We start from the raw sequence: 24,584 nt of genomic DNA, 5'->3' as shown, positions 1-24,584 counted from the left end.
TGGAAGCGACGGGCAAATAGCTAGAGTTTTTTTAATAAGGAGAAAAGGAGTCTACAAATGATAAATATCCGACGTTTAAGCATCCGCAGCATCCTCAACCACATGCATCTTAGTCATTGATAACCTTATATAACAAGGCGTATTGAAGTAATCGAACCTAATGATGCCTAGTGCTCTAGCCAGATCAAAAATGTTGGCATCCACAACGATTAACGTTCGTTATCTAGAAAATAGACCGCGCATTAGACAAACAAATGGGCTCACAGACCATAGCCAAAGAACATATCTACAAGCATTTTAATAAATGCTAACTTCGCTCCAATTTATGCTCAACATTGGCAGTAGCAACCTCAACCATCGAAATAAAACCACATTTTATTCAGTTACTTATAAAAATGAGATGATAAAAATCATTTGATGTACTGCTTACAAGTCCAATGTTAAATTGGTTTTGGTTAGTACATCCGAGTGTAATGTATGACTGCGCTCGATGTCGCTTAAGTGTCAAATCTCCAAGGATGGAGTACCCATCAGGCACTTGAGTTCCACTTGATGTATGCTCTTATTTTTAATATCAAAAAGGACTCGCCAAGAGTCCTTTTTTCGTTAAAGCAACCATGTATCGTTGCTAGAACGCCAAATGCGTCAGACGACTAGTCATTGGATTAGCTGATAATAATTCGAGCATTAATCGGCTGAATAGGGCGATTGTTCTTGCCCATGATGTCCATAAACGCTTTCACTTGCGCTGCAGATACCGTTTGAACCTCTTTTAGTACCAACCAACGAACGCCTTCAGAACATGGTGGTGTCGTTAACGAGCCATTGAATCGGTAGTAGCTGTGCTTAGAAGGAATGAGAGACTTGATGCTCACTGGCGCAAAGCTGGTTGTTTTGCCTTTTTCAAAGTCATGCTTTAGCAACTGCTCCAATGCTGGGTTTTCATCTCCTAGCTTATAGAAGACTGCCACAACCGCTAGATTGCCATCCTTATCGGCATGAACAAAGTGCGCCTCTAGCGGGTACTCTTTTCCGTTGATGTGATTTTCAGATGGCGTATGGAAGTGAAACTGAGAAAGCGTGAACTTTTTATCGTCAACCAATAGCGTGTTATTACCTTCAACATTGGCTTGCAGAGTATGACCATTATCAATAGCAGAAACGGCATCACCTAAATAGTTGATGTTGATTTCATCCATAATACTCAACACGGATGATTGAATATTAACAGGGCTTTGGTTCTTACCTTGCTGGCAATCTTCAGAGAATTTACCCCAAAACTCAGGTCCGTTCTCGCCTTCGTATCCCCAATGCGCAGCATGTGCTGCAGAGCTTAATAAAAGGCTAAACGCTAACAGTGACTTCTTCATCTTATCCTCATTTAATAAATTAATAAAAATCAGATAATTAGTAAAACCTCAAAGTCATCATAGTGTCAGATAAATATAAACACATCCATAATCAACATTTATCAAAATTAATTAAGCAAATATTTAAACAACTTTGGAACAGAACTAATAGTAAGGTTTGTATTTCACCATCAGACTAGATTATTTCAACATAAAGGAATCACAGCAAAACTGCTTGAAGCCTTATTCTTATGCCTTAATAATCCAAACGCAAAACGAACATCGTCTAAAACGACATTAATTTACCTTGTCATAAAAAACCAAACTCTTAATTCAGGGTTTACTACCAACTAAAACTATCATTTTAAAGACATACGATTATGAGTGAATATATCTACGTTTATGATGACAAAATCTTGGATGAATACTTAGAAAAATTGAATGCCCGTAAGGATATAGTTAATCGTTCGACATTAAGACTGCTTGCCAATGAACTTAAGATTGAGCTTTCAGTAGGTAGACTTAAAACAAAAGAGTTCTATGACTATATAAGAAGACCTAAGAACATTATTCGATTATTGAAGTAGTTAGGGTTTAACAATCCGCTCCAGATATTTAGATTCAACGTCAATTACAGCCAGGCATATTGAAACAGAATATAAGTCCTATATTATAGATTTCATCAAACGTTACTACGCTATTGTTTGATTTCACTTTGATTCCGTAGATTTAATCATCTACTTTTCCTGCTATTGATTCTTTGCAGCTTTTGTCATGTAAAGCTGCTTTTTTTTGTTTTCAGTACCTATCCAATGTGGATATCAGGTATAGAAACAACTGCAACCAAACGCAATGCTTCGTGCGTAATGATGCGCAGAAGTTTCTATGGCGTACCTCGATGCTATCTCTTTTCAAGCATGCCTTTATCGACAATGAAGTCTATGATTTCCTGCAACCCCTTCCCTTCTTTCAAGTTGGTAAACACATAAGGTTTTTCTGGACGCATTCGAGCGGTATCCGCTTCCATGACCTCTAATGATGCTCCAACGTAAGGCGCAAGGTCTATTTTGTTGATAACAAGCAAATCAGAGCGTGTAATGCCCGGTCCGCCTTTGCGTGGAATTTTCTCCCCTTCCGACACATCAATCACATAGATCATCAAGTCAGCAAGTTCAGGGCTAAACGTGGCACTGAGATTGTCACCACCACTTTCGATAAATACCACGTCTAGGTTTTTGTGCCGCGTAGAGAGTTCCTCCACCGCAGCAAGGTTCATCGAGGCGTCTTCCCTGATCGCGGTATGCGGGCAACCACCAGTCTCAACCCCGATAATACGGTCCGCATCTAAGGCTTCTGCCTGAGTGAGTATCTTTGCATCTTCTTGCGTGTAGATATCGTTAGTGACGACAGCGATCTGGTACTGATCTCGGATGGTTTTGCACAGAACCTCTAGCAATGCCGTTTTACCAGACCCAACAGGTCCACCAACGCCAATTCGCAAAGGTTGTTTGTAGTCTTCTTGCATAAGAGTTGTCCAAATTAAGGATGGAGGTACAAATTCGGTGTGTATTTATTTAATGGCTAATAATGAAAAAGCCGAACGTTATTTAAAGTCACCAATCACTAGGATGATTTTGAATGGCGGTCATCAAGGAACAGGTTATGTTTTTTTAGTGAGTATTGGAGTATCGAATAAGGCACTGAGTTGTGAATGGTTTGAGAGTGATTAGGTAAACTCATTGGCGAAGTTTTTGACTAACTAACCCGTAAATATTGATAACGAAGATTTGCAATTTTTATCATCAACAATAGCTACATGATTCGACTAGTAGGTTATGTCTCCTAACCACTCTCGAAGCAAAATATACAATAAAAGCCTCACCATTCCATTCTGATATCAGCCCATAAAATTTAGAATTAGAATTCAGGCTAAATTATCTGAACATTGTGACTTCATATCTACATCCTAAGATGTTCAAAATACTTCAAGCACCATCTCTGCATAAAGAACACTATTATCAGGTGGGCTATTGATGCTCAATTCAGCTACCTGACTCGTAATCTTAATTTTCATGATTGATAAAAACAAAAACATTATTGATTACTTTCAATAAGTTAAATAAAAAATCAATAGCGCCTATTTAGATTTAAGCTCAAATTACTAAGATAAGACACTTTCTTTGATGAATTTATGAAAAGAACAAAGGAGTAGCGTTATACTGTGCGTTGTACTGTCGCATGGATGCTTTTCTTTTAGCCCAACTTACTGCCCGTAGTAAGCCCAATTATGAGATAAGCAATAGTGGAATATAGATATATTGAAATGTTCAAACCCGTAAAACTTGAGGAGTTTTACGTAGAGTATCACTACATTGTCAACATCGCCTTTGCCAAGGGGACGGTTTACATCAATGAACAACAAATCACCATCGATGGTCCATCAACCTTAATCATTCCTCAATTTACCTGCTTGTCGTGTAATTTGACTCAAAAGTCGTCATTCTCACCATTGCAGATTCAGTTGTTAATCGTGACCGATGAGATGCTCGAAGGCTCACTGCTTCAACTGCCCCAAAAACGTAGCTTCATTAAAAACACTGTCGCCCATCAGCTGCCAACACCAGTGGATGTGGACAATAACTTTCAGCTACTCAAAGAAGTGTATGACTCCTTAAGTAGAGATGCGTTAAAGATCATGTTCTTAGAGCAAACGCTGTACTTCATACTACTCTCTCTTTGCGAATCGGGTATCGATGTTTTCAATGTCTTTCAGTTCAATTACGAAGAAAGCAAGCGGGAGGTCATCGCACGAATGATCACGAAAGAACCACAAAGAAAGTGGCAAATTCAAGATGTTGCCAAGCAACTGTTTACCTCTACCTCAACATTAAGAAGGCATTTACAGAAAGAGAATCTGTCGTTTAGCCAGCTGTTGGTAGACGTAAGAATGGGGCTTGCATTGAACATGCTAACGTTCACTTCCTACAACGTTTCACAGATCAGCAACCGCTGTGGATTTGGTAGCGCCGCTTATTTTTGTGATGCTTTCAAGAGAAAGTATCACTTAACGCCATCACAGTTCCGAGCTCAATCTAAGAAGACCAGTGATGCGTCTCTGGTGTCAACAAGAAGTGGCGAAGTGAGCTAACGACGCTCTAACATAGGCGGTGGATGACGGTTCGGGCGTGAAGCCTTGCGCTTTCTGCTCAGTCTATTTTGCTTTTCATTTAAATCACCAATCATTGCGTCCAAGTAACGTTTTCTCTCCTCCTTCAGGAGTATGGTGTTTCTCTTTATGCACTAGAAAATTTCACGATATACCCAAGCTACCTCGGGTGGCTGGGCCATAGAAATTAGATTTAGGGAAATATTATGTCTAATTCGATCACCGTTACAGCTGATGACTACAACAACATCTGCCGATTGCTTGATAACATTCCGAATTTCACTGACGAACTGCTTAAATTAGAGGACGAAATTGACCGCGCTTTGATTGTTGATGCGCACGAGATCGACAATGATATTGTCACGATGAACTCTAAAGTGACATTTAAATTCCTGGGCGAGGAAGAGCAGATTCAAAAAGTACTCGTGTATCCAAACCAAGTGAAAGATAACTCACATATATCCATACTAGCCCCGATTGGCATGGCACTTATCGGACTGTCTGTCGGTCAATGCATCGATTGGACACTGCCAAACGGCAACAAGAAAACCATCGAGATCTTGGATGTCGTTTTTCAACCAGAAAGAAATATAGAGTAGAAATAATCCAACGAGTAATTTCAATCATTAGCCATCACTCCTTACCAGAGTGATGGCTTTGTGTTTGATTACACTTGTGGTTTTGTGCCTTCCGCATTAGAAAGCACACAATCCATTTGAACTTTGGCACCTAGCGCGATGTTAGACACAGCAATCACAGTTCTTGCTGGCAAATCGCCATCAAAGAAAGTGGTGTACACCTCGTTGATTGCATCAATATCAGCGATGTCAGTCACTTGAATATTCACCTTCACCGCGTCATTCATCACGTGACCAATACTCTCAACGATCGCTTTAATATTTTTCAAACATTGCTCAGCTTGCTCTTTAGCCCCACCTTGAACCAGCTCATGGTTCAGCGCATCTATCGGTAGTTGCGCAGAAATGTGGTTATAGTGAGAAAACGCCACAGTTTGCGTCGCCAGCGCATCAAGAGGAGCGTTCAGCGTGTTGTTTGCCTTAATCACAATGCCATGGCGATCTTCAACTTCTTGAGGAGGCGTACCATCACCATGAGAAATCACGGCATCAATTTGTACTGCTGCACCCATTGGCAGCGCTGAAGCTTGAATAACTGAGCGGGCAGGCATGTAAGCCACCGCTCTTGCGATCGCCGAATCTGGGAAGAAAGTACGATACACTTCGTTCACTGAATCAATATCCGCCAGATCTTGCAGGTAAACGGTCGTTTTTACGATGTCATCCAGCGGAACATCAATGCTTTCTAGGATATTCTTGATGTTTTGCAGACATTGATGAGTTTGTTCTTTTACACCACCTTCGACCAAGTTTCCTGTCACTGCATCTACCGGTAACTGTGCGGAGATATTGTTGTAGTGCGAAAATGCGACCGTTTGTGTAGAAATCGCATTGGTCGGCGCTAGATCAGTATCACGTGACACCTTGATTAAGTCACATGGCTTTTGGGGTGTTGTCCCCTCTCCATTAGAAATAAGCGCATCCATTTGTAGTAACGCTCCTTCAAAAGGCACTGCCTCAATCGCCAGAACTGTGCGTGTTGGTAGAAGGTTAGTAAAGAAAGTCGCATATACCTTGTTTACTTCTTCAACATCATGAATGTTGGTCAAGTAGACATTTACCTTAACGACATCATCCATTACATGGTCAATGCTCTCTACAATTCTTTTAATATTCAAAAGACATTGTTTGGCTTGCTCCTGAATGCCACCTTCAACAAGCTGGTTGGTTTGAGGATCAATCGGAAGTTGAGCGGAGATATTGTTGTAGTGAGAAAACGCAACACTTTGCGTTGAATGGATGTTAAGCGGTGCAGTTTCTGTATTTCTAGAGCATTTAATAATGGTGCCAGTCATTTTAATGTTACCTTTAATTAATGATAAAAGCATTTAACTTACGTGAACATCATTCCGACCGAGAGAAGAAGAGTGAGTTATATAATTATCCAGCTCTGTTATATCCATCTTTTAGGCCATAGATAAATAGAGCAAGGATCAACAAAGAAGCGGTGATAATCAGAATAGCCCCTAATATATCGATTTTATTTAAAGAGAATGCAATCATCCCGGATAGAACTCCAACAAGAATGATTAAATCAATTAATATACCTCTAAATATTTTCATACCTCTCCTTTCACAAACAATCCACATCGTAAGTAAAACTATAAGATTATGCTGATTATTTAGACGCACTTCATTACAACATGCGCGCATTATGTTTAATTTTTACGCGTAGAACACTCCAATGTTTCCATTTTAGTAGGGGATTTACCCCCTACTAATAACTCCCCTCTAATATCACGGATAACATAAATCAAAATAGAACAAGAAAATACCTGCACTTGTTTTTTATAAATTAAAAAATTAAGCCATAATATTTTGAAATAATGAGAAATGTTTCATGCCCACTTGTCGATATAAACCCCACTTTGATAGAGTCCACTCGCTCATATGAATTGAGTAACCTACTCACAAATAAATTTATTCCGCTCTTGCACAACTTAGCCCTATCCAATTTTGGTTAGGGCTTTTTTTTGAGGTAGAAAATGAACTTAGAAAGGATTGACTATTCATTGATTGAGGACTTTGAGATCAGGTTAAAGCCCTTCAATGCCACATACTGGAACAAGATATTAAGTTTTCTAAATTCTATTGATGATGTCACCTCCTTTTCTTTCGATTCAGAAGACAACGTCTTTGTCGAATTAGACTCAAGCTTACTCTTCTACAACTGTGAAAATTCAAATAAATACAAGTTTAATTTCGATAGCGTCTTTATTTGTCAGTTTAAGTCTATCGCCAGTGATGGGTATAACATCCGCTTATATTCCAATGGCATTCATTTTTTCTCTATTTAACTAACAAAAAGCCAAAGAAATATGTACGAAAAAACAGACAAATTATGTCCAAATTGCTTTCGTTGGCTACTAAGAAATACAGCCAAAGCCGAGATATATTGCCCCGATACGATGTCGTGCAGAGTAAAAGGCCCTTTGAGTATGCCTCCTCTAACCGTCACTAAAGCACAACTAAGAAGAACCTTAGTTAACGAAATTAGAAAAGACAAAAGCTATCAAAATCTAACGGTCATCAAGCGAATAAATAAACTATTGGGTTTAACATGAAAAAAGACATTCTCTCTGGGCTAACCGTTGCATTGGCGTTAATCCCTGAAGCCGTCGCCTTTGCTTTTGTAGCTGGCGTGGATCCGATGGCTGGCCTGTATGCAGCCTTCATTGTAGGGCTTGTCACCTCTATCATTGGTGGGCGTCCTGGTATGATTTCTGGTGCAACCGGAGCGATGGCAGTCGTCATGGTATCCCTTGTGGCGATTCACGGCGTCCAATATCTCTTTGCTGCGATTATGCTGGCAGGCATCATTCAGCTCACTGCGGGGTTATTCAAACGAGGGAAATTCATCCGAATTGTACCTCACCCGGTGATGATTGGTTTCGTAAACGGTCTGGCGATTGTTATCTTCCTAGCGCAGTTAGGTCAGTTTAAAGCGCCGGATATCAATGGCATACTGACTTGGCTACCACAAGATCAAATGCTGCTAATGATAAGCCTAGTTGCATTAACCATGGCAATCATTCACTTTCTACCAACGCTCACTACTGCTGTACCATCTTCTTTGGTCGCAATCGTCACCGTTACAGCACTTGTTGTAGGATTGGATCTCGAAACACGCACAGTCATCGATTTCCTGCGCACCATGTCTGTTGACGAAACCGCTACACTAGCAGGCTCACTGCCTAGCTTCTCCATTCCAGCGGTACCATTTACGGTAGAAACACTGCAAATCATTTTGCCTTACGCTGTCATCCTTGCCGCAATTGGTCTGATCGAATCACTACTCACACTGACAATACTGGATGAAATAACAAGCACACGTGGTCAACCTAATCGCGAGTGTATCGGACAAGGCATCGCTAACTTAACCTGTTCAGTGTTTGGAGCGATGGGTGGTTGCGCAATGATTGGTCAGTCCATGATCAACGTAAATTCAGGTGGACGCGGGCGTCTATCGGGCATCGTTGCCGCTATCTCGCTCTTGCTGTTCATCCTATTCGCTTCTTCACTGATTGAGATGATTCCTCTCGCAGCCCTTGTTGGTGTGATGTTCATGGTGGTGATTAGTACATTTGAATGGGCGACATTCAAGCTGGCACGTCGAGTACCTAAACAAGATTTCTTCGTTATTGTGTTAGTTACCTTGGTAACCGTGTTGACGGACCTTGCTGTTGCTGTAGCGGTAGGCGTGATTGCCTCGACATTAATGTTCGCATGGGAACACGCGAAATATATTTACGCAGAGACAAGTATCAATGAAGAAGGCATAAAAGAGTACAAAGTCTATGGGCCGATCTTCTTCGGTTCTACGGCAAACTTCCTAGAGCTATTCAACGTACATGACGATCCGCGAGACGTAGTTGTCGACTTTGCCAACACTCGAGTGACTGACCATTCCGCCATTGCAGCCATCGTGACTTTGACAGAGCGCTATCAGGCTCAAAACAAGCAGATTCACTTAAAGCATTTAAGCCCTAGTTGCCGCCAACGCTTGGATAAAGCGAGTAATCTAAACCAAACCAATATAAATGAGTCACCAAACTATACACTTGTGGTTGAAACGCTGAATCGCCAAGCCTAACACTTCCAATACTGATGAACACAACCACCACCGAGTATGCACATGCTCGGTGGTGCTACTTTATTTAAGCCCTAACAACGTAGAAAACAAAAGGACAAACAACAGATGAAAACTGTTATTCATGAAACCCTACTACGCTTATCTTCAGCCCCACAAGAGTCTCATGTTCAAATTAGGCAGGAGCTCTACAACACTCTAAAACTGCCATTCGAGAAGCAGTTAGCGTTATATACCCATGTTCTTGGCCCGGTAAGTTCCGGTCAGTTGTCTAGCAGCAATAGCTTAACCAGAGCGGTGGGTGATGCGGAAAGAATCATCCTAAACAACAAGTAATCGATAACGAGGAATAAGCTTTCTCACGCCCTTAACCAAAAAAGTCGGCCTCACCACTTTAAACGGTGAGGCGACTGTTATATACCGAGTTAACACCAAGACAATTGGGGTCTATCTCGCCTTATTTCTTTCTAAGTACGAAAAACAGAATAAACATAGAGCCAATTGCAGAAGTCATCAGACCGATGGGTAACTCCTGACCAGGGATCAGCACTCGGCTCATTAAGTCACTGGCTGAGAGCAGCATCGCGCCAATAAAAGCACATAAAGGCAATAGATAACGATGACTTGGTCCGGAAAATGGTTTCGCGAGATGCGGCACGATAAGTCCAACAAAGCCAATCACGCCACTTAAAGAGACAAAGATGGCTGTGGAGAGAGCCGATAAGATAAACACGGTCACACGGAGGAATTTGACGCTTACACCCAGTGAGTTACTGGTGTCCTCGTCCACCAACATGGCATCGAGCGAACGCCAGCGCAACATGGTAAACAGTGCGAGCACAATAACCCCAATAGAGGCAAACGGTAGATTCTCCCATTTTGCCAGCCCTAATCCCCCCATCGACCAAAAGAGAATATTGCTCGCCGAACGTTGATCGCCGGTATAAATCAAGTACCCAGTAATGGCACTGAACAGGAACGAAACCGCCAATCCAGATAAGATCAGGCGCTCAACTCCTTGAGACTTTTGCAGAAAAAACACCAAGATGACCGAAGCCGCCGATAAGGTTGCCCCAGCAAATGCAGCCACCGGTAAAGACCATTGACCTAAGGCTAAATCGAAATGGCTGATAACCGCAACAACGCCAGCCGATGCACCCGCGGAAAGCCCGAACAAAAATGGATCAGCCAAGTCGTTCTTGGTAACGGTCTGCAATAGCGCCCCAACCATGGCAAGCCCAGCACCAACTAAAATCGCGAGAAGAAATCTAGGAATTCGAATCTCACTCAAAATAACGTTGGTCATTGCAGGTAGCGAGGCGTGCTCAAAGGTAAAAAACTGATAAACCGAGGAAAAGGGGATGTTTATTGTTCCGTAAGAGAGCGAAAGGAACAGTATGACCGATAGCAGCATCAGGCTTGCCACGATAGCAAGCCAAAACTTTACATTCGAATTACTCATTAATCACGATACCAGCCTCGGGATGGAGCTTGGCTGCAATCTTCTTGATAGCAACCACATTGTTGGGACCTGGCGTCAGCTCACTGTACTTCAACCGCAAAAATTGACCATTTTTCACCGCATTCGTTTGGCGCATTAGAGGGTTGTCACTCAGGGCTTTTATCGAACTGTTGATCGCTGCATCATCTGAGCTGCCATAATCCACCAAAATGACCATATCGGGATTATGAATGGCGACTTTTTCCCATGGTGCGGTGCCCCAACTAAAACTCTCACTGCCCATCACGTTGACGCCACCCGCCGCTTTGATCAGCGCATGAGGCATGGCAAAGCGCCCACTGGTAAAGGGCTGATCAATACCTGAATCGTAAAGGAACACCTTCTTGGTTGGATAAGCTGCTACCTTTGCCTCTATTTCGTTGAGGTCTTTTTTCCAGCTCTCGACTAAGCTCTGTGCTTTATCACTCTTATCAAAGACTTTGCCCAGCTTAAGGACGTCGCCGTAAAGTAGCTCCATGGAGGCTTCTTGCTTCTTCTTGGTAATGTGAGCGCAGCTTTCGCTGAGTACCAGCGTCTTTACTCCAAAGTGCGCTAAGTTTTGTGGCGTCAGATCCGAGCCAAATTTAAGACCGTAGTTCCAACCAGCAAACAGGAAGTCCGGATTCTTTTCTAGTAAAGGTTCTAGCGTTAAGTAACGCCCAGAGATTTCGGGAATATCGCCTAAGTCTGCCTTGAACTGATCGGATACTTGATACCAACCTGTAACACCATTTACTGCCACCATGTTAGGTTGTAGCCCCAATGCGAACGCCATTTCCGTCATATTGAGATCTTGGAATACCGCTCGTTTTGGTGCTTGTTCAAACGTCAATACTTCCCCGCAGCTTTCAACACTGACTGGGTAATGTGGTTCCGTCGCTGCATTGGTATTTGCGTAAACAGAGACAGATAAAAACAACGGCATCAAGCATATTTTTTTCACGGTAACTCCTTAATCTATTTCAAAAAAACGGATCGCTTTTCCTGTTGTAGGATGTAAGAAATGAAGGGTATTCAAATCAAAAGTATCTTTTATCCAGTGAGCGTTGAGCGTGTTTTCGACCGTATCGCACACCTGCATTTTGCCTCGATTAATGATCATCACTTGGTCGGCAAAGTATTCGGCAAGGTTTAAATCATGTAACACAGCAATCGTTGTAATCTGCTTATCCTTAACGATTTTGAGGAGCTCTATTCTCGCTTTAGGGTCTAAGTGATTCGTCGGCTCATCTAAAAGCAGCAACTTGGGCTCTTGCACCAACACTCGTGCTAAGTTGACGCGCTGAAACTCTCCACCAGAAAGCTGCCCAACTTTTTGCTCTCTTAACGCCTCCAGTCCAAGCTCGGCGATCACGCGGGTAATGCATTCGTTGTCGTATTGGCGTGTGGAATAGTGAAAATGAGGAAATCGCCCCAGTGAAATATAATCAAGCACTCTCATTTGCGGGTCGACAGTATTATTCTGCCCCATAAATGCAATATATCTTGAACGCATTTTATGGTTATAACTCGAAAGTGGTTTACCCAGAAAACTCAATTCACCAGAGAATATATTCACCGTTCCCATAATGGTGCGAATAAAGGTCGATTTTCCGCACCCATTAGGACCAACAATCGCTAAGAACTCTTTCTCTTTGAGACTAAAGCTAATATCCCTAACTAACTCCGTTTTAATGCCCAGTGACAATCCCTTAATGGTTAACACTTCTTTCACATTAATAAGCCTTGCTAGTTAATATTTAGCCATTATCAAATAAAAAAAGCCGTAGTCAATAAAAACAGAAAATAAAAAATATGTTTTTAATTATGATTTAGAAATATATTCATTTTACTTAGAAATAGAGCCCTATCCTTTATTCATGTGAAACGAATAGCAAAGTTAATTGAAAAACTACTATATCAAATAGCTAAATTTCCAATCGTGATAATAGATATGAAGTATCGAAAAGTAATTGACTGTAAAACGATAACGCTCAGAGAGTTTTATGTGGAACATCATTACATAATATATCTCTCTGAAGCCAAAGGACTGGTGTCCATCAATGACAGTAAAATCGCTATTACTTCCCCAACTATCTTGATGATTCCTCAATACAGTCGAGTTTGGTGTGACTTACGCAGCGAGAGCCCGACACAGTGCATTGAGGTTCAAATACTGACCGTATCCAACCATACGATCGACTCTCTGATTGCTAAAGTTCCGCAGCGGGCATTTGGTGCCAATAATATCTCTTACGCTATCAGTGACAACTTCGAGATAAAGGACAGATTCAAAATATTAAAAGAGGGGCATGACACCTTAAGTAACCACGCATTAAAGACATTACTGGTTGAAGAGTCCCTATTTTTTATATTCTTAACAATGAGTTACTACGAAATGGATATTGTTCGAATGTTCAAGTCCGATCATTACCAATCAAAGCGAGAAGTCATCACTCGGATGATAAGCCAAGATCCGACTCATAAGTGGCAAATTGAGGAAGTCGCCAGCAAGTTGTTCATCTCCTCTTCCACGCTAAGAAGACACTTGAATAAAGAAGACGTCTCTTTCAGCCAATTGCTGTTAGACGTAAGAATGGGCATTGCACTCAATATGCTGACGTTCACTTCCTACAATGTCAGTGAGATCAGCCATCGTTGTGGCTTTGGTAGTTCAGCTTACTTCTGTGATGCATTCAAACGAAAGTACAACCTTACGCCCTCAAAGTTCAGGCAGTATTCTAGAGAAAACAACGGTTCATCACTGCTGACACTCAAGTACTAATCACTCCCTCATAGTTAAACAAACGCAATCAAAACGCAGAGTCCACAAAACCTAAAAAAGCCCAATATTGGCGTTAATATTGGGCTTTATATTTTGTTTATAAGAACGGAAGCTTAGCCTTCCACTTTCGCTGGCTCGCCTTTGAACTTGTTTAGCACGGCAGTATGCAGACCATTCTGATACGCCACCGCAACGAGTACAATCACCACACCGATTGACTGCAATAGCGTCACCGACTCACCACTTGTAAATGGTGCAACAAGAACGGTAGTAATTGGGCTTAATAGCAATAGACCTGCGACAACGGTTGGGTCCAAGTTTACCGAACCAATTTGTACAAATACCCAAGCAACCGCATGACCAACAACACCTAAGATCACAATCCAGATCCAGTTGCTCATATTAATCGCATCACCTGCAATCGAACCATCGGCTGCAGTTAGTGGCAGTTTACCGTCGACGAGAACACCCGTGGTGATATTGAAGCCATGCGTGCTCGCCATAACAATCGCAGCAGGAATAAGCTGAGCAAGGAATACCCACATTAGCGGCTGGAAGTAGCGACCTGCGTTCAGTGTGCCCGACTTACGGCTAGTGTAGAGGTATAGCGCGTAACAAATACCGGATTTAATACCCAGAATCGTACCCACTAGTGCAATTGGGTAGCCCCACATGGTGCTTGGACCTTCAGATGGGCCACCTTCTAGCACACCACCCGCTAGTACAATACCGAACAACATAATCGGAACAAGGAACCAGAAGCTTTTCTCTGGCTTAAACTTATCAAACGTCATGGCAAGCAATGGCATGATGATAATCTGTAGGTTAAGCAAGATAGATGAGATGCCCGCACCAATAAAGAAGATCGCAAAGTTCCAAGAGGTCATATCAAGACCAAGGAAAATACCGGCAACAATAGCGAGAGCAAAACCAGATTTATTAATTAAGCCTTTCTTTTTAATTTCGGCAACGGCAAATGGAATTAACACCAAGAAGCCGACAAGACAACGTAAGAAGGCGTTGGTTGCAGGTTCAAAGTTTGCTTCTTTTACCATGATTGCAGAAAACGCCAAGGCGAAAATACCAATCATAATAAACATATAAGCAAGTGGTTTGCTCATTTTCTTCTCTGGTCCAGATGCGGACGCAGTTCTAACTTCAGACATAAATAGCCCCAGAATGTAAATAAAAGTAATATTGGATTTTTTAATCAACGCACATTGTTATTTAGCAAAATAAAAATATGCGTTAATAAGCCATACCAGTACTCAATGACTGGTATGACTTAATTAATACAGAGTTAAAAAAATTTGCGTAGGGAGACGCTAGGGTAAATATCGTTTTTATATTAAAAGAAGATTGAAGCTATCTACGGTCAGGCAGCATGCCTTCTTTCAAAATAAAGCTAATAATTTCTTCTAAACCAACACCGTCATGTAAGTTCGCGAAAATAAATGGACGATCGCCACGCATCTTCTTCGCATCACGGTCCATAATATCGAGAGACGCGTGTACATATTCAGCAATGTCGATTTTATTAATGATCAATAGATCTGACTTAGTGATGCCCGGACCACCTTTACGTGGGATCTTGTCACCTGCAGACACATCAATAACGTAAATCGTTAGGTCAGACAGCTCTGGGCTGAATGTCGCAGCCAAGTTATCACCACCAGATTCGATCATCACTAGCTCAAGGTCTGGATGACGCGATTGTAAGTCGTTCACCGCCGCTAGGTTCATTGAAGCGTCTTCACGAATAGCAGTATGTGGACAGCCGCCTGTTTCTACGCCAAGAATACGATCCGATGGCAGCGCGTCATGTTTGAGCAAGAAGTCCGCATCTTCACGGGTGTAAATATCGTTCGTTACAACCGCGATGTTGTAATGATCTTTAAGTGCTTTACACAATTTACGTAGCAGCGCTGTTTTACCAGAACCAACAGGACCGCCTACACCAACACGTAAACACTGTGTCATATTAATTTTCCTTTTGTTCTTTAAAGCAAATTAGCTTCGAAATAGTCTTGAATATTGCGTTTCATGTTTTGCACTTCCTAGCGCTAAGCCAGGAAGCGTTGGACCTAGCTCCCAATCCTCTAAACTGAGAGCTGATTCGACCGCTTCAACAAGCTTAGGTTGCAGTCGAATACACAAGCGCTGTGCTGCGGTATGCCCCAGCGGCAGCGCTTTACATGCCACCGCTAATTGGTTTTCTAACCATCCCCATGCAAAGCCCAGCAAGCTCTGTCGAACAGGAATATGGTTAAGCTGTGCCACCCAAGCAAACATGGTTACGTATCCAGGTTCTTGAAGCTGTTTTGCTCCCTCAACATGGCGCTGAGGGTGCATTTCTAGATTGGTCAGTAAGTCTATTAATGCTTGACCAAGACGAATGTCTTCTTCGCATAACTCAGACGTTTCGCGATTCGCTAACAGCCAATCGTTCCAAAACGTCACTTCTTGGCAATCGCTATTCGCCCAAGAGCGATACAAGCGTGCTAACACAGGTAATTCGCAACGCGATAAACCGTCATCAAGTACGCCTTCCAGCCATGCACCAAGCTCTTCTTCGTTTTTCACCCAACCAAGCTCAAAAGCGCTTTCTAGCCCTTGTGACCAAGCAAACGCACCAATAGGAAGTGCTGGGCTAATAAATTGCATCAAGCCAAGTAGTGCTAGATCACCGACTTCACGATCAGAAGTATTAGTGTTCATGCTGATGTCCATGATGATGGTGGTCGTGAGAGTGATCATGAGATTGCTCACGACCAACATGTGCGTATGCACCGGATTCTGGGTCAAAAGGCGCTTGATGATGCGTCAATGTTGCACCAAGCAGCAGTGCCAGCTCTTCAAGAACATGGTCCGGCGTCATTCGAACCCAACAACGTCCGTCTTCATCCTGACCAACCGCAAGCAATGTGTGGCGGTTGCCTAAGTGATAACAAAGGCGAGCGAGAGGAAGCGTACCGTTGATGTATGCCGTCGTGACGGGTTCGTTCGCTGCATGGACACGAATCACTTCACCAGTTTTCGCTTCTAGCAGGTCGCCATCACGTAATACTGGTCCACGATCAAGAAACAAACCGACATCATGTCCCTTTTCCGTCACTCCTTTAAGGCGTCCTCGGATACGCAGCTCATAAGGAAGAATAAGACTATCGAATACCTCACATTCCGTATTGGCATCTAATCGTTTTGTTAGTTCAAGCATTGCAAGCCCTTACTGTTAATTAGAACAAATGGTAGCGTTGAGCCAACGGAACTTCTGTTGCTGGTTCACACGTCAATAGAACGCCATCCGCACTTACTTCATAAGTTTGTGGATCAACGGTCAGTTCTGGACACACATCGTTGTGCTTCATGTCTTGTTTGGTCTTGTTACGAACGTCTTTACACGCAACAAGCGGGCTGTTCAGACCCAGTTTTTCTTCTAGACCTGTGTTCATCGCAGCTTGACTAACAAACGTCATGCGCGTCGCTGATACTGCACGACCTAATGAGCCGAACATGTTGCGGTAGTGAACTGGCTGAGGCGTTGAGATCGCCGCGTTTGGATCGCCCATCGCAGCGCCTGCGATCATGCCACCTTTCAAGATGATGGATGGCTTAACGCCGAAGAATGCTGGTTTCCAAAGCACCAAGTCAGCGAATTTACCCACTTCAATCGAGCCCACTTCGTGTGCGATACCGTGAGTGATTGCTGGGTTAATGGTGTATTTCGCGATGTAGCGCTTCGCACGGAAGTTATCTGCGCCAAGATCTTGGTCTTCAGGAAGTAAACCGCGCTGTACTCGCATCTTGTTTGCTGTCTGCCAAGTACGACATACCACTTCACCCACACGCCCCATTGCTTGTGAATCTGATGACATCATCGAGATCACGCCCATATCGTGAAGAATATCTTCTGCGGCAATACTTTCGCGACGAATACGAGAGTCTGCAAACGCAACGTCTTCAGGGATGTTTGGATCGAGGTGGTGACACTCCATCAACATATCCAAGTGCTCATCAACGGTATTGATGGTGTAAGGACGCGTTGGGTTTGTTGAAGAAGGCAGTACATTTGGTAGTGCACAAGCCGCAATGATGTCTGGAGCGTGACCACCACCCGCACCTTCAGTGTGGTAGGTGTGGATACAACGATCTTTAAACGCAGCCAGCGTATCTTGTAGGAAGCCAGATTCGTTCAAGCTATCTGAGTGAAGCGCAACCTGAACATCGTAGCGATCTGCTACGTTTAAGGCGTTGTTGATACATGCCGCTGTTGCACCAAAGTCTTCGTGGATCTTCAGGCTCATCGCGCCAGCTTTTACTTGCAGCTCAAGTGCTTCAGGCGTACTTGCACTGCCTTTACCTAGTAGACCAATGTTCATTGGTAGATCATCGACCGCTTGCATCATCTTGCCGATGTGCCAAGGACCCGATGTGCTGGTTGTCGCTAGACTGCCTGTTGCAGGACCAGTACCGCCACCAATCATGGTCGTTACACCACTCATCAGCGCTTCATCAATCTGTTGCGGACAGATAAAGTGGATGTGTGTATCGATGCCACCTGCGGTTAGGATTTGGTTCTCACCTGCGATGATTTCAGTACCAGGGCCAATGATGATATCAACATTAGGCTGTACATCTGGGTTACCCGCTTTACCGATGGCTGCGATACGACCTTGCTTAAGACCAACGTCAGCTTTAACGATGCCCCAGTAATCCATGATGATAACGTTAGTAATAACCGTATCCATCACTGCGTCATCACAACGCTGGCTCTGGCCCATACCGTCACGGATAACTTTACCACCGCCAAATACGACTTCTTCACCGTAGTGCGTGTGGTCTTTTTCAATCTCAATCCATAGCTCTGTATCACCCAGACGGACTTTGTCGCCCGTTGTAGGACCGTACATGTCTACATACGCTTGTCTAGAAATCTTCATTACTGTTACCTTTACTTAGAATTGTTATCTAGTTAGTGAGCCCATCACGTCACCACGGAAGCCGTAGACTTGACGTAAGCCAGCGAACGGAATTAGCTCCACTTCACGGGTTTGACCTGGTTCGAATCGGATTGACATGCCAGCAGCGATCGCTAGGCGGTGACCGTAAGCAAGCTCTCGGTCAAAAGATAAAGCGCGGTTCGCTTCAGCAAAGTGGTAGTGCGAGCCAACCTGAACAGGGCGGTCACCCGTATTAGAAACTTTCACTGGGATGGTTGTGCGGTCAGTACACAGCTCAATGTCATCCGCCTTTAGTTGGTATTCACCTGCAAACATGGAGGTCTCCTTAAATAATCGGGTTATGCACAGTCACTAGCTTTGTGCCGTCAGGGAAAGTTGCTTCTACTTGTACTGTTTCAATCATTTCAGCAATGCCAGGCTGAACATCAGCACGAGTTAAGATTTCACGACCTGCACTCATCATTTCTGCAACGGTGCGCCCTTCACGTGCACCTTCCATGATTGCGCAGCTGATCAGCGCAACAGATTCGGGGTAATTCAGCTTGATGCCTTTTTCTTTGCGTCTTTCAGCAAGCAGACCTGCAGTGAACAAAAGTAATTTGTCTTTATCTCTAGGTGTTAATTCCATCGTTTACTCCGTTTCATGATTTTCAATATAAAATCGCGCTATTAGATGTTTAATAAGGCGTTATAATTCGAGTTTGATTAAGTCAGCCAGATTCTTGGTATCACCGGTTCCATGCCAATGAGCATCGGGCGCAATACCTCTCTCGCTTGTTGGAATAAGTCCCAAACTTCGTTTCTTTCGGTGCCGAGATAGCGGATGACCAACACGTCACGTCGCTCGCTCACCGCCCAACGGTCGGATGCTGGCATGTGCTCTCGAAGTGCTAAAATGGCTTGTTTTGGATCGTCTAGACCCACCGCCCACATATTGGCGTGAACCGTTGAACCACCTTGTCCCCACTTACCGGTAAAACGCGGATGAATCGGGTCGACCATTTGTCTTTCAAGCCACAGCGGTTTGCCATTTTGGTAGAGGTTAAATTGTTGAGTGATGCATCCACTGTTGAATGGCAACTCACTAGCAGGTCGCCCTAGAACGGTAATTTCCCAGCCAAGACACTTGGCATTTTTACCCAAGTTGATCGTGCAAGTTTGGTCACCAATAGAACCATCAAAAGCAATCGACTCTTGAGGAAGCCACTCTAAAATGGCGTTATCCTCAACATCCAAGTTGGTGTGTTGTTTCCACGGCACCAAGTTGCGGTCGGCTTTGTACAGCTTGTTTGCAGCGGGGGTTGTCACTAAAGCGTGAGCGTCACTTTGTACACCAATATTGAAGTTCAGCTCGTCACCACTCACCAAGCCACCAGGCGGGTGCAGAATGTAGACATGGCAACAGCCATCTTTGCCCTCAGGATAGAAAGGTCTTTGGACAATCAGGGGTCCAAAGTGTCGTAGGGTATTTAATCGTGTGACACTAGAATTGCCTTCAGCATGCGCACCAAATTTTAATGTCAAAGACGCTAACCACTGACGATTGAGACCAAAACCTTGTTCAACACGAGGTGTATTGGTTTTGTCAGTCGTTGTCGTTTGGAAATCTGTCATATGAACATACCTTTCTACCTACCTTTAAATAAAAAATTATGATTAAAATGCTTATTACTGTTTCACTGGTAACGAGTGAAATAGGTCAAACTTCAACGAATAACGCTGAATAGGAATAGAAATCACGAGTAATAAATAGCGCCTAGTGAAAAAAGAGATACTTAATAATCCTTATCTTTAATTTCACCCATAGCGTCACTATTAATAAACTTATACAATTACATGGATTTCTATATCGATGCTGTAACGAATGGACACAATATACAGGAATCAAGCGGAGTCTAAATTAGACATTTTGCCCAAAAGATTACAATATAAATGTCAGCACCACTTCGTTATTAATGGAATGTTTAAAACTATTTCCGCATTACTAAATAAAAAATATAAACAGTGAATTTACTCACAATTTCTATCATTGCTAAACGATGAGATAAGAGTGAATTACCGGAAACCGACAAACTTAAACAATAGATTTTCTGAAGCGGCTTCTGAACTGCTGAGGTGTGGTGAGTTTATTTTTTTTAAACACTGTGCAGAAATAGGCAGAGCTCTTAAATCCACTCAGGTTACTTATCTTCAATATGCTGAAGTTGCTAAACTTCAGATACCGAATCGCGACATTGAGCCTCACCTCATTGAGGATGCAAGAGAAAGACTTCTGCTCTGCCGATAATCCTCTTCTCAAGGTAGAGATGCTGGTCGCCATAGACAAAGCCGCCGCCTCAAGCGTCCAATGCTTCCTCGGTTCACGCATAAGCAGATTGGACAATCTCTCAGAAACCGACAGATCAGTTTTCATGTTTAAGACGATATTGATGTCTTTGTTTTCCAGATGTAGGTGAATCAGAAGTTCAACCACACTCTGTCTAAGCAGTGCTTTGTTCAACCGCCCCATACAACGGTGCCCATCAACGACCCGATTCATTAAAAAAAACATCACAAAAATCTTTGTTATGAGCTTTTAAGAAATTTCTGCCATCACTTGAACGACACAATTTTCGATTTCTCTTATCAAAGATAAACTTGTTTAACTCATAAAGGTCTTGCTTAATAAATCCAATATCAAAATCATTTAAGCTGATTAAGTCTAATTCAGACTGTTCAGTTAATTTTGATATATTAACGTGAACAAACGAGTTTTTTGGAATGATAATTAAGCTATTGTTAAACTCTTGAACGGGAGAGCCATTAATACTAATGTCTCCTTGATAACCTGAGACTCTGGCAAATATCGTCTTTTTAGTTCTGTAATTGTGTAGCCTAACATTGCTGGCATTAATATTATGAAAAAACATTGCTATCAAATAATTAACATCTATATACTGTCAAGCATACTAGCAAGATAGTCGATTCTTTGTGCGACATGTATAGATAATCAATCCATAAATGAAGTTATATGACTTCAAATCTAAATCGCTCCGCTAAAAGCAAGAAACTCAACTAGCATAACAAGTACTTCTTGGTATTAGCCTCAGTTAGGCTTTTGACTACCCCTTCTTCTTCAAGCAGAGTGAGCGCTTTTTCAATAGGCAGTCTTAACAACCCTAGCTTTATCATTAATGTATCGACCGATACCGAAATGTCGCCGATGGACGACAAGCACTGAACAATGCAATCTCTGGTCTTACGCTTTGACTCGTAGTTGCTGATAAACCGCCTTTTGACGGCGACCTTCTCTTGCTTGCTCTTACATTGATTACCCAAATCCATACGAAACCAATTTAAGTCTTCTAATAACACGTTATATGGGTCACCCAAGTTATCAATGACAACGAACTGATCATCCGTTGAGTTGATCACGGTGTAATCCACACCTTCCGATATTCTTGTCTCGCTCAGTGTTTTAATACTCGAGTAAAAGCGAATGGTGTCACCAAGCAAGCTATCACTCTCTTTCTCCAACTTACCCGTAGCGACACCCAAACCAACATCAATCAACTTATAGAACTCACGCACGATTTTGTGTTTTGGCTGATAGGCACAGTCCAAGTTCAGCTCGCAGGTTGCACAGTGGTAATGACACTTACATTGGACGTAGGATTGGTTGCCACCATCATAGACCCAGTTATTGCGATAATTAATGTAATACATACTGCCCAGCCCCGTGTGGGTCACATTCACCTTGTTACTTTTTACCAACCGACTCATGGTGGTAACGAGCGTCTCTTGGTCGTAAGCACCCTTGATATAGAGGTTTTGAGAAAGCTCTTTTAGGCTCACCTTCTGCTCAGAGTTAAATAAATAACCGATGATTTGGTTCTCTAAAGCATCAAGGGTGTCGTTTTCTTTTTCCTCAAATTCTTTCTTGAATTTTCGGACTAAGATTTTCAGTTTATCTTTAGCCAGACGTATCACTTGAGCCTTAGAGATATCATGTGTTGGTTCTAGCAAGGAATAGAGCTCAAACCCCGCGCCTTCAAACTGTAGGGTGCGACATAAACCTTGCCTTAACGTTCTAATTTCTTTCTTTTTTCTCCCATCCACAGCATGAACACGCAAGATAAAGTGATGAATCTCTTTCGCAAAAAATACCAATTTCATAATCGTAATTTAAAAATAGAAACCTGAGGGACTCACTAGTATTTCAAGTGAGCGTTAGAAAAATCGGCGAGGTTAAATACGCCAGAAACAAGGAGACAAAACGACCACAATGGTGAGGATCTCTAAGCGTCCCATCAGCATTCCGAGGCTCAAAATCCACTTTGCTGCGTCTGGCAGTGTTGAGAAATTACCAGTAGGGCCAATAATGGAACCGAGACCAGGACCGACATTCGCCACCGAAGTAATGGCACCGGACAAGCTAGTGACAGGGTCTAAGCCTATGATTGCCAATAGCATTGCGATAAAAATAATCGTTAATGCATAAACAAAAGCGAATGCCGTTACACCTTGCACAATACTGTCTGACAAACGTGCTTTGTTGTAACGCAAGGTAAAGACGCCAGAAGGGTGTACCAACTGAAAAACCTGTTTTTTAAGCAGTGAGGTCGCTATCTGAATTCGGAAGATTTTGAAGCCCCCTGACGTTGAGCCAGAGCACGCGCCCATCAACAGAACGAAGCAAAACAAAATGGTTGGCAAACTCCCCCAACTGGAGAAATCGTCTAATGCAAAACCCGTGGTGGTCATCACTGTAACGATATTAAAGGTCGCAATACGAATCGCGTCGATAAACGGATAATCGAGCTTCAATGCCAACCAGCAAGCGACAACCAAACTCAAAGCAACGACCAACTTAAAATAGGCTCTGATTTGGGCGTCTTTCACTAAGCAAGAGAGACTCTTTTGGTTGATTGCTCCCACAAATTGAATGAATGGCATGCCACCCGCAAACATAAAGATGATCGCAACCCAATGAGCCATTGGCGAGAAGCCGTTAATGGAGGCATCAGTCGTTGAATATCCTCCCGTAGAGACGGTGGTCAGTGCGTGGTTGATTGCATCAAATACAGTCATGCCACATAGCAAGTAGCTCATCACACAAAGAAAAGTCAGTAGCAGATAAACAGACAAGATACTCTTGGCAACACTCTTCATTCGAGGCGCACTTTTTGTTGACCAATCAGAGGATTCGGTTTGGAAGAGTCGCATTCCACCAACATTGATCATGGGTAGAATAGCGATAGCCATCACGATGAACCCTACACCACCAAACCACTGTAGCAGCGAACGCCAAAGCAAGATGCTGGGTGCCATGTTATCAAGACCAGCAAGAACCGTAGACCCAGTTGTGGTGATACCAGACATGGTTTCAAAATAAGCGTTGGTGAAGCTAATTTCATTAATGAATACAAAGGGAAGTGACGCAAACGCGCTGCCTAGAACCCAGACTAGCGTGGTGATCAAAAACGCATCTTTTACTTTGAGAGCGATTGATGTTTTCCCGCCAATCGCCACGCACACTAATCCCCCGACATGGGTAATGATTGCTGATAAACCAAAATCTAACGCCCCTTGAGTCCCTGTCACTACAGCCATCAAAAATGGGATATACATAAATAATGCGAGTTTAGATAACAGGAATCCCAAAACGAGAAACACTGGTTTATAGCTAATCATTAAAAATCAGTTCATTTATTCTTACCAACAACTTTATTATTTATTCAATTTTCCGAATCAAATTCAATTGATATATAAGATTTAATCAATGACAGATACAATATGAGCAAAAATATAAATCATGCTATTTATTAGCAAGACACATCAAAACACAATAGGCAGATAGCGCAATGACTTATTCTTATCGTTTCGTTACATTGATATAAACAACTAATTAAGAACAATCTGAATTAATAGTTATAACTTTATGTTTCTGCCTAAAAAGATCCCTCTATTACCTAGTTACTCGATGTCGAGTAACTGCTACATAAACACAGGTTTTTCATCGCCCTTGAGCGATCGCAGTGAAAAGATTCAGATTACATCTTGTTTAACAACGGTTTATGTCAAGATATATAAGACCACCACTCATTTATACCTCTCGAAGTTTTGTTTGCCATTA

Annotated in this window: 24 protein-coding genes; 5 read left to right on the top strand and 19 right to left on the bottom strand. The window is 42.6% G+C overall.

The window, feature by feature from the left end; all coding sequences use genetic code 11:
* Nucleotides 1–665: 665 nt before the first annotated feature.
* Nucleotides 666–1,370, bottom strand: coding sequence for a carbonic anhydrase family protein (locus KHO06_RS17125; RefSeq protein ID WP_045371162.1), 705 nt, complete (start codon nucleotides 1,368–1,370; stop codon nucleotides 666–668).
* A gap of 880 nt (nucleotides 1,371–2,250) precedes the next feature.
* On the bottom strand, nucleotides 2,251–2,874 hold the full coding sequence (ureG, locus tag KHO06_RS17120; protein WP_167425813.1) for an urease accessory protein UreG: 624 nt from the start codon (nucleotides 2,872–2,874) through the stop codon (nucleotides 2,251–2,253).
* Nucleotides 2,875–3,672: 798 nt separating this feature from the next.
* On the opposite strand from ureG (KHO06_RS17120), the gene KHO06_RS17115 reads away from it, so the two are divergent.
* Both KHO06_RS17115 and rnk read left to right on the top strand, forming a co-directional pair.
* Nucleotides 3,673–4,497 (top strand): helix-turn-helix domain-containing protein, encoded by an 825-nt coding sequence (locus tag KHO06_RS17115; protein WP_052127615.1) that lies wholly within the window; start codon nucleotides 3,673–3,675, stop codon nucleotides 4,495–4,497.
* A 224-nt stretch (nucleotides 4,498–4,721) separates the two neighbouring features.
* A complete protein-coding gene (gene rnk, locus KHO06_RS17110) occupies nucleotides 4,722–5,114 on the top strand; it encodes a nucleoside diphosphate kinase regulator (RefSeq protein WP_038888578.1) in 393 nt (130 codons plus the stop codon).
* A 68-nt stretch (nucleotides 5,115–5,182) separates the two neighbouring features.
* On the opposite strand, the gene KHO06_RS17105 is transcribed toward rnk, so the two are convergent.
* Together KHO06_RS17105 and KHO06_RS17100 are read right to left on the bottom strand one after the other, a co-directional pair.
* Nucleotides 5,183–6,448 carry a Rid family hydrolase gene (locus tag KHO06_RS17105; RefSeq protein WP_212582966.1) on the bottom strand — a complete coding sequence of 422 codons (1,266 nt, stop codon included), beginning with the start codon at nucleotides 6,446–6,448 and terminating at the stop codon, nucleotides 5,183–5,185.
* A gap of 85 nt (nucleotides 6,449–6,533) precedes the next feature.
* Complete coding sequence (locus tag KHO06_RS17100) at nucleotides 6,534–6,716, bottom strand: hypothetical protein (RefSeq protein ID WP_038888581.1); 183 nt, start codon at nucleotides 6,714–6,716, stop codon at nucleotides 6,534–6,536.
* Nucleotides 6,717–7,713: 997 nt separating this feature from the next.
* On the opposite strand from KHO06_RS17100, the gene KHO06_RS17095 reads away from it, so the two are divergent.
* The gene (locus KHO06_RS17095) at nucleotides 7,714–9,246 is read left to right on the top strand and encodes a SulP family inorganic anion transporter (RefSeq protein WP_212582965.1); all 1,533 of its coding nucleotides are present in this window, start codon (nucleotides 7,714–7,716) and stop codon (nucleotides 9,244–9,246) included.
* 105 nt (nucleotides 9,247–9,351) lie between these two features.
* Nucleotides 9,352–9,579, top strand: a complete 228-nt coding sequence (locus KHO06_RS17090) for a PAS factor family protein (protein WP_038882818.1) — start codon at nucleotides 9,352–9,354, stop codon at nucleotides 9,577–9,579.
* 121 nt (nucleotides 9,580–9,700) lie between these two features.
* On the opposite strand, the gene KHO06_RS17085 is transcribed toward KHO06_RS17090, so the two are convergent.
* From KHO06_RS17085 to KHO06_RS17075, 3 genes are read right to left on the bottom strand one after another with little or no spacing between them, the layout of a single operon-like run.
* Nucleotides 9,701–10,705: an iron ABC transporter permease gene (locus KHO06_RS17085; protein ID WP_244858441.1), complete on the bottom strand. Its 1,005-nt coding sequence runs from the start codon at nucleotides 10,703–10,705 to the stop codon at nucleotides 9,701–9,703.
* Nucleotides 10,698–11,687, bottom strand: a complete 990-nt coding sequence (locus KHO06_RS17080) for an ABC transporter substrate-binding protein (protein WP_212582964.1) — start codon at nucleotides 11,685–11,687, stop codon at nucleotides 10,698–10,700. Before KHO06_RS17080 ends, KHO06_RS17085 begins: the two co-directional genes overlap by 8 nt.
* Nucleotides 11,688–11,696: 9 nt before the next feature.
* Nucleotides 11,697–12,458 (bottom strand): ABC transporter ATP-binding protein, encoded by a 762-nt coding sequence (locus tag KHO06_RS17075; protein ID WP_079401603.1) that lies wholly within the window; start codon nucleotides 12,456–12,458, stop codon nucleotides 11,697–11,699.
* Nucleotides 12,459–12,731: 273 nt separating this feature from the next.
* Between KHO06_RS17075 and KHO06_RS17070 the strand changes: the two genes are divergently transcribed.
* The gene (locus KHO06_RS17070) at nucleotides 12,732–13,508 is read left to right on the top strand and encodes a helix-turn-helix domain-containing protein (protein WP_228286518.1); all 777 of its coding nucleotides are present in this window, start codon (nucleotides 12,732–12,734) and stop codon (nucleotides 13,506–13,508) included.
* 113 nt (nucleotides 13,509–13,621) lie between these two features.
* Here the strand turns inward: KHO06_RS17070 and KHO06_RS17065 are convergent, their stop codons facing one another.
* From KHO06_RS17065 to KHO06_RS17015, 12 genes are all read right to left on the bottom strand, one after another.
* Nucleotides 13,622–14,674 carry a DMT family transporter gene (locus tag KHO06_RS17065; protein WP_038888589.1) on the bottom strand — a complete coding sequence of 351 codons (1,053 nt, stop codon included), beginning with the start codon at nucleotides 14,672–14,674 and terminating at the stop codon, nucleotides 13,622–13,624.
* Between the two features lie 199 nt (nucleotides 14,675–14,873).
* Nucleotides 14,874–15,488, bottom strand: coding sequence for an urease accessory protein UreG (ureG, locus tag KHO06_RS17060; protein WP_009696564.1), 615 nt, complete (start codon nucleotides 15,486–15,488; stop codon nucleotides 14,874–14,876).
* A gap of 30 nt (nucleotides 15,489–15,518) precedes the next feature.
* Nucleotides 15,519–16,265, bottom strand: a complete 747-nt coding sequence (locus KHO06_RS17055) for an urease accessory UreF family protein (protein ID WP_244858440.1) — start codon at nucleotides 16,263–16,265, stop codon at nucleotides 15,519–15,521.
* Nucleotides 16,216–16,725: an urease accessory protein UreE gene (gene ureE / locus KHO06_RS17050; protein WP_212582963.1), complete on the bottom strand. Its 510-nt coding sequence runs from the start codon at nucleotides 16,723–16,725 to the stop codon at nucleotides 16,216–16,218. Before ureE ends, KHO06_RS17055 begins: the two co-directional genes overlap by 50 nt.
* Nucleotides 16,726–16,744: 19 nt before the next feature.
* Nucleotides 16,745–18,448: an urease subunit alpha gene (gene ureC, locus KHO06_RS17045; protein WP_045383082.1), complete on the bottom strand. Its 1,704-nt coding sequence runs from the start codon at nucleotides 18,446–18,448 to the stop codon at nucleotides 16,745–16,747.
* 24 nt (nucleotides 18,449–18,472) lie between these two features.
* Complete coding sequence (locus tag KHO06_RS17040) at nucleotides 18,473–18,784, bottom strand: urease subunit beta (RefSeq protein WP_212582962.1); 312 nt, start codon at nucleotides 18,782–18,784, stop codon at nucleotides 18,473–18,475.
* Nucleotides 18,785–18,794: 10 nt separating this feature from the next.
* Nucleotides 18,795–19,097: an urease subunit gamma gene (gene ureA / locus KHO06_RS17035; RefSeq protein ID WP_009696559.1), complete on the bottom strand. Its 303-nt coding sequence runs from the start codon at nucleotides 19,095–19,097 to the stop codon at nucleotides 18,795–18,797.
* 77 nt (nucleotides 19,098–19,174) lie between these two features.
* A complete protein-coding gene (locus KHO06_RS17030; protein ID WP_212582961.1) occupies nucleotides 19,175–20,083 on the bottom strand; it encodes an urease accessory protein UreD in 909 nt (302 codons plus the stop codon).
* A gap of 460 nt (nucleotides 20,084–20,543) precedes the next feature.
* Nucleotides 20,544–20,969, bottom strand: a complete 426-nt coding sequence (locus KHO06_RS26590) for an AraC family transcriptional regulator (RefSeq protein WP_244858439.1) — start codon at nucleotides 20,967–20,969, stop codon at nucleotides 20,544–20,546.
* Between the two features lie 22 nt (nucleotides 20,970–20,991).
* Nucleotides 20,992–21,387, bottom strand: coding sequence for a hypothetical protein (locus KHO06_RS26585; RefSeq protein ID WP_244858438.1), 396 nt, complete (start codon nucleotides 21,385–21,387; stop codon nucleotides 20,992–20,994).
* Between the two features lie 136 nt (nucleotides 21,388–21,523).
* The gene (locus tag KHO06_RS17020) at nucleotides 21,524–22,624 is read right to left on the bottom strand and encodes a hypothetical protein (protein ID WP_244858437.1); all 1,101 of its coding nucleotides are present in this window, start codon (nucleotides 22,622–22,624) and stop codon (nucleotides 21,524–21,526) included.
* Nucleotides 22,625–22,696: 72 nt separating this feature from the next.
* The gene (locus KHO06_RS17015; protein ID WP_212582960.1) at nucleotides 22,697–24,142 is read right to left on the bottom strand and encodes a TrkH family potassium uptake protein; all 1,446 of its coding nucleotides are present in this window, start codon (nucleotides 24,140–24,142) and stop codon (nucleotides 22,697–22,699) included.
* Between the last annotated feature and the right edge of the window lie 442 nt (nucleotides 24,143–24,584).

Source organism: Vibrio sp. B1FIG11, assembly GCF_905175335.1.
In the GTDB taxonomy this organism is placed as follows: Bacteria; Pseudomonadota; Gammaproteobacteria; order Enterobacterales; family Vibrionaceae; genus Vibrio; species Vibrio campbellii.
This window is presented reverse-complemented; position numbering and strand designations above follow the sequence as displayed.

Coding starts and splice junctions, on each gene's coding strand:
- KHO06_RS17085 (WP_244858441.1), bottom strand. CDS start 10,705: ATGAGTAATTCGAATGTAAAGTTTTGGCTTGCTATCGTGGCAAGCCTG.
- KHO06_RS17115 (WP_052127615.1), top strand. CDS start 3,673: ATGTTCAAACCCGTAAAACTTGAGGAGTTTTACGTAGAGTATCACTAC.
- ureC (WP_045383082.1), bottom strand. CDS start 18,448: ATGAAGATTTCTAGACAAGCGTATGTAGACATGTACGGTCCTACAACG.
- ureE (WP_212582963.1), bottom strand. CDS start 16,725: ATGCTTGAACTAACAAAACGATTAGATGCCAATACGGAATGTGAGGTA.
- KHO06_RS17095 (WP_212582965.1), top strand. CDS start 7,714: ATGAAAAAAGACATTCTCTCTGGGCTAACCGTTGCATTGGCGTTAATC.
- rnk (WP_038888578.1), top strand. CDS start 4,722: ATGTCTAATTCGATCACCGTTACAGCTGATGACTACAACAACATCTGC.
- ureA (WP_009696559.1), bottom strand. CDS start 19,097: ATGGAATTAACACCTAGAGATAAAGACAAATTACTTTTGTTCACTGCA.
- KHO06_RS17065 (WP_038888589.1), bottom strand. CDS start 14,674: ATGTCTGAAGTTAGAACTGCGTCCGCATCTGGACCAGAGAAGAAAATG.
- KHO06_RS17125 (WP_045371162.1), bottom strand. CDS start 1,370: ATGAAGAAGTCACTGTTAGCGTTTAGCCTTTTATTAAGCTCTGCAGCA.
- KHO06_RS17090 (WP_038882818.1), top strand. CDS start 9,352: ATGAAAACTGTTATTCATGAAACCCTACTACGCTTATCTTCAGCCCCA.
- ureG (WP_009696564.1), bottom strand. CDS start 15,488: ATGACACAGTGTTTACGTGTTGGTGTAGGCGGTCCTGTTGGTTCTGGT.
- KHO06_RS17030 (WP_212582961.1), bottom strand. CDS start 20,083: ATGACAGATTTCCAAACGACAACGACTGACAAAACCAATACACCTCGT.
- KHO06_RS17105 (WP_212582966.1), bottom strand. CDS start 6,448: ATGACTGGCACCATTATTAAATGCTCTAGAAATACAGAAACTGCACCG.
- KHO06_RS17040 (WP_212582962.1), bottom strand. CDS start 18,784: ATGTTTGCAGGTGAATACCAACTAAAGGCGGATGACATTGAGCTGTGT.
- KHO06_RS17020 (WP_244858437.1), bottom strand. CDS start 22,624: ATGAAATTGGTATTTTTTGCGAAAGAGATTCATCACTTTATCTTGCGT.
- KHO06_RS17100 (WP_038888581.1), bottom strand. CDS start 6,716: ATGAAAATATTTAGAGGTATATTAATTGATTTAATCATTCTTGTTGGA.
- KHO06_RS17055 (WP_244858440.1), bottom strand. CDS start 16,265: ATGATCACTCTCACGACCACCATCATCATGGACATCAGCATGAACACT.
- ureG (WP_167425813.1), bottom strand. CDS start 2,874: ATGCAAGAAGACTACAAACAACCTTTGCGAATTGGCGTTGGTGGACCT.
- KHO06_RS17015 (WP_212582960.1), bottom strand. CDS start 24,142: ATGATTAGCTATAAACCAGTGTTTCTCGTTTTGGGATTCCTGTTATCT.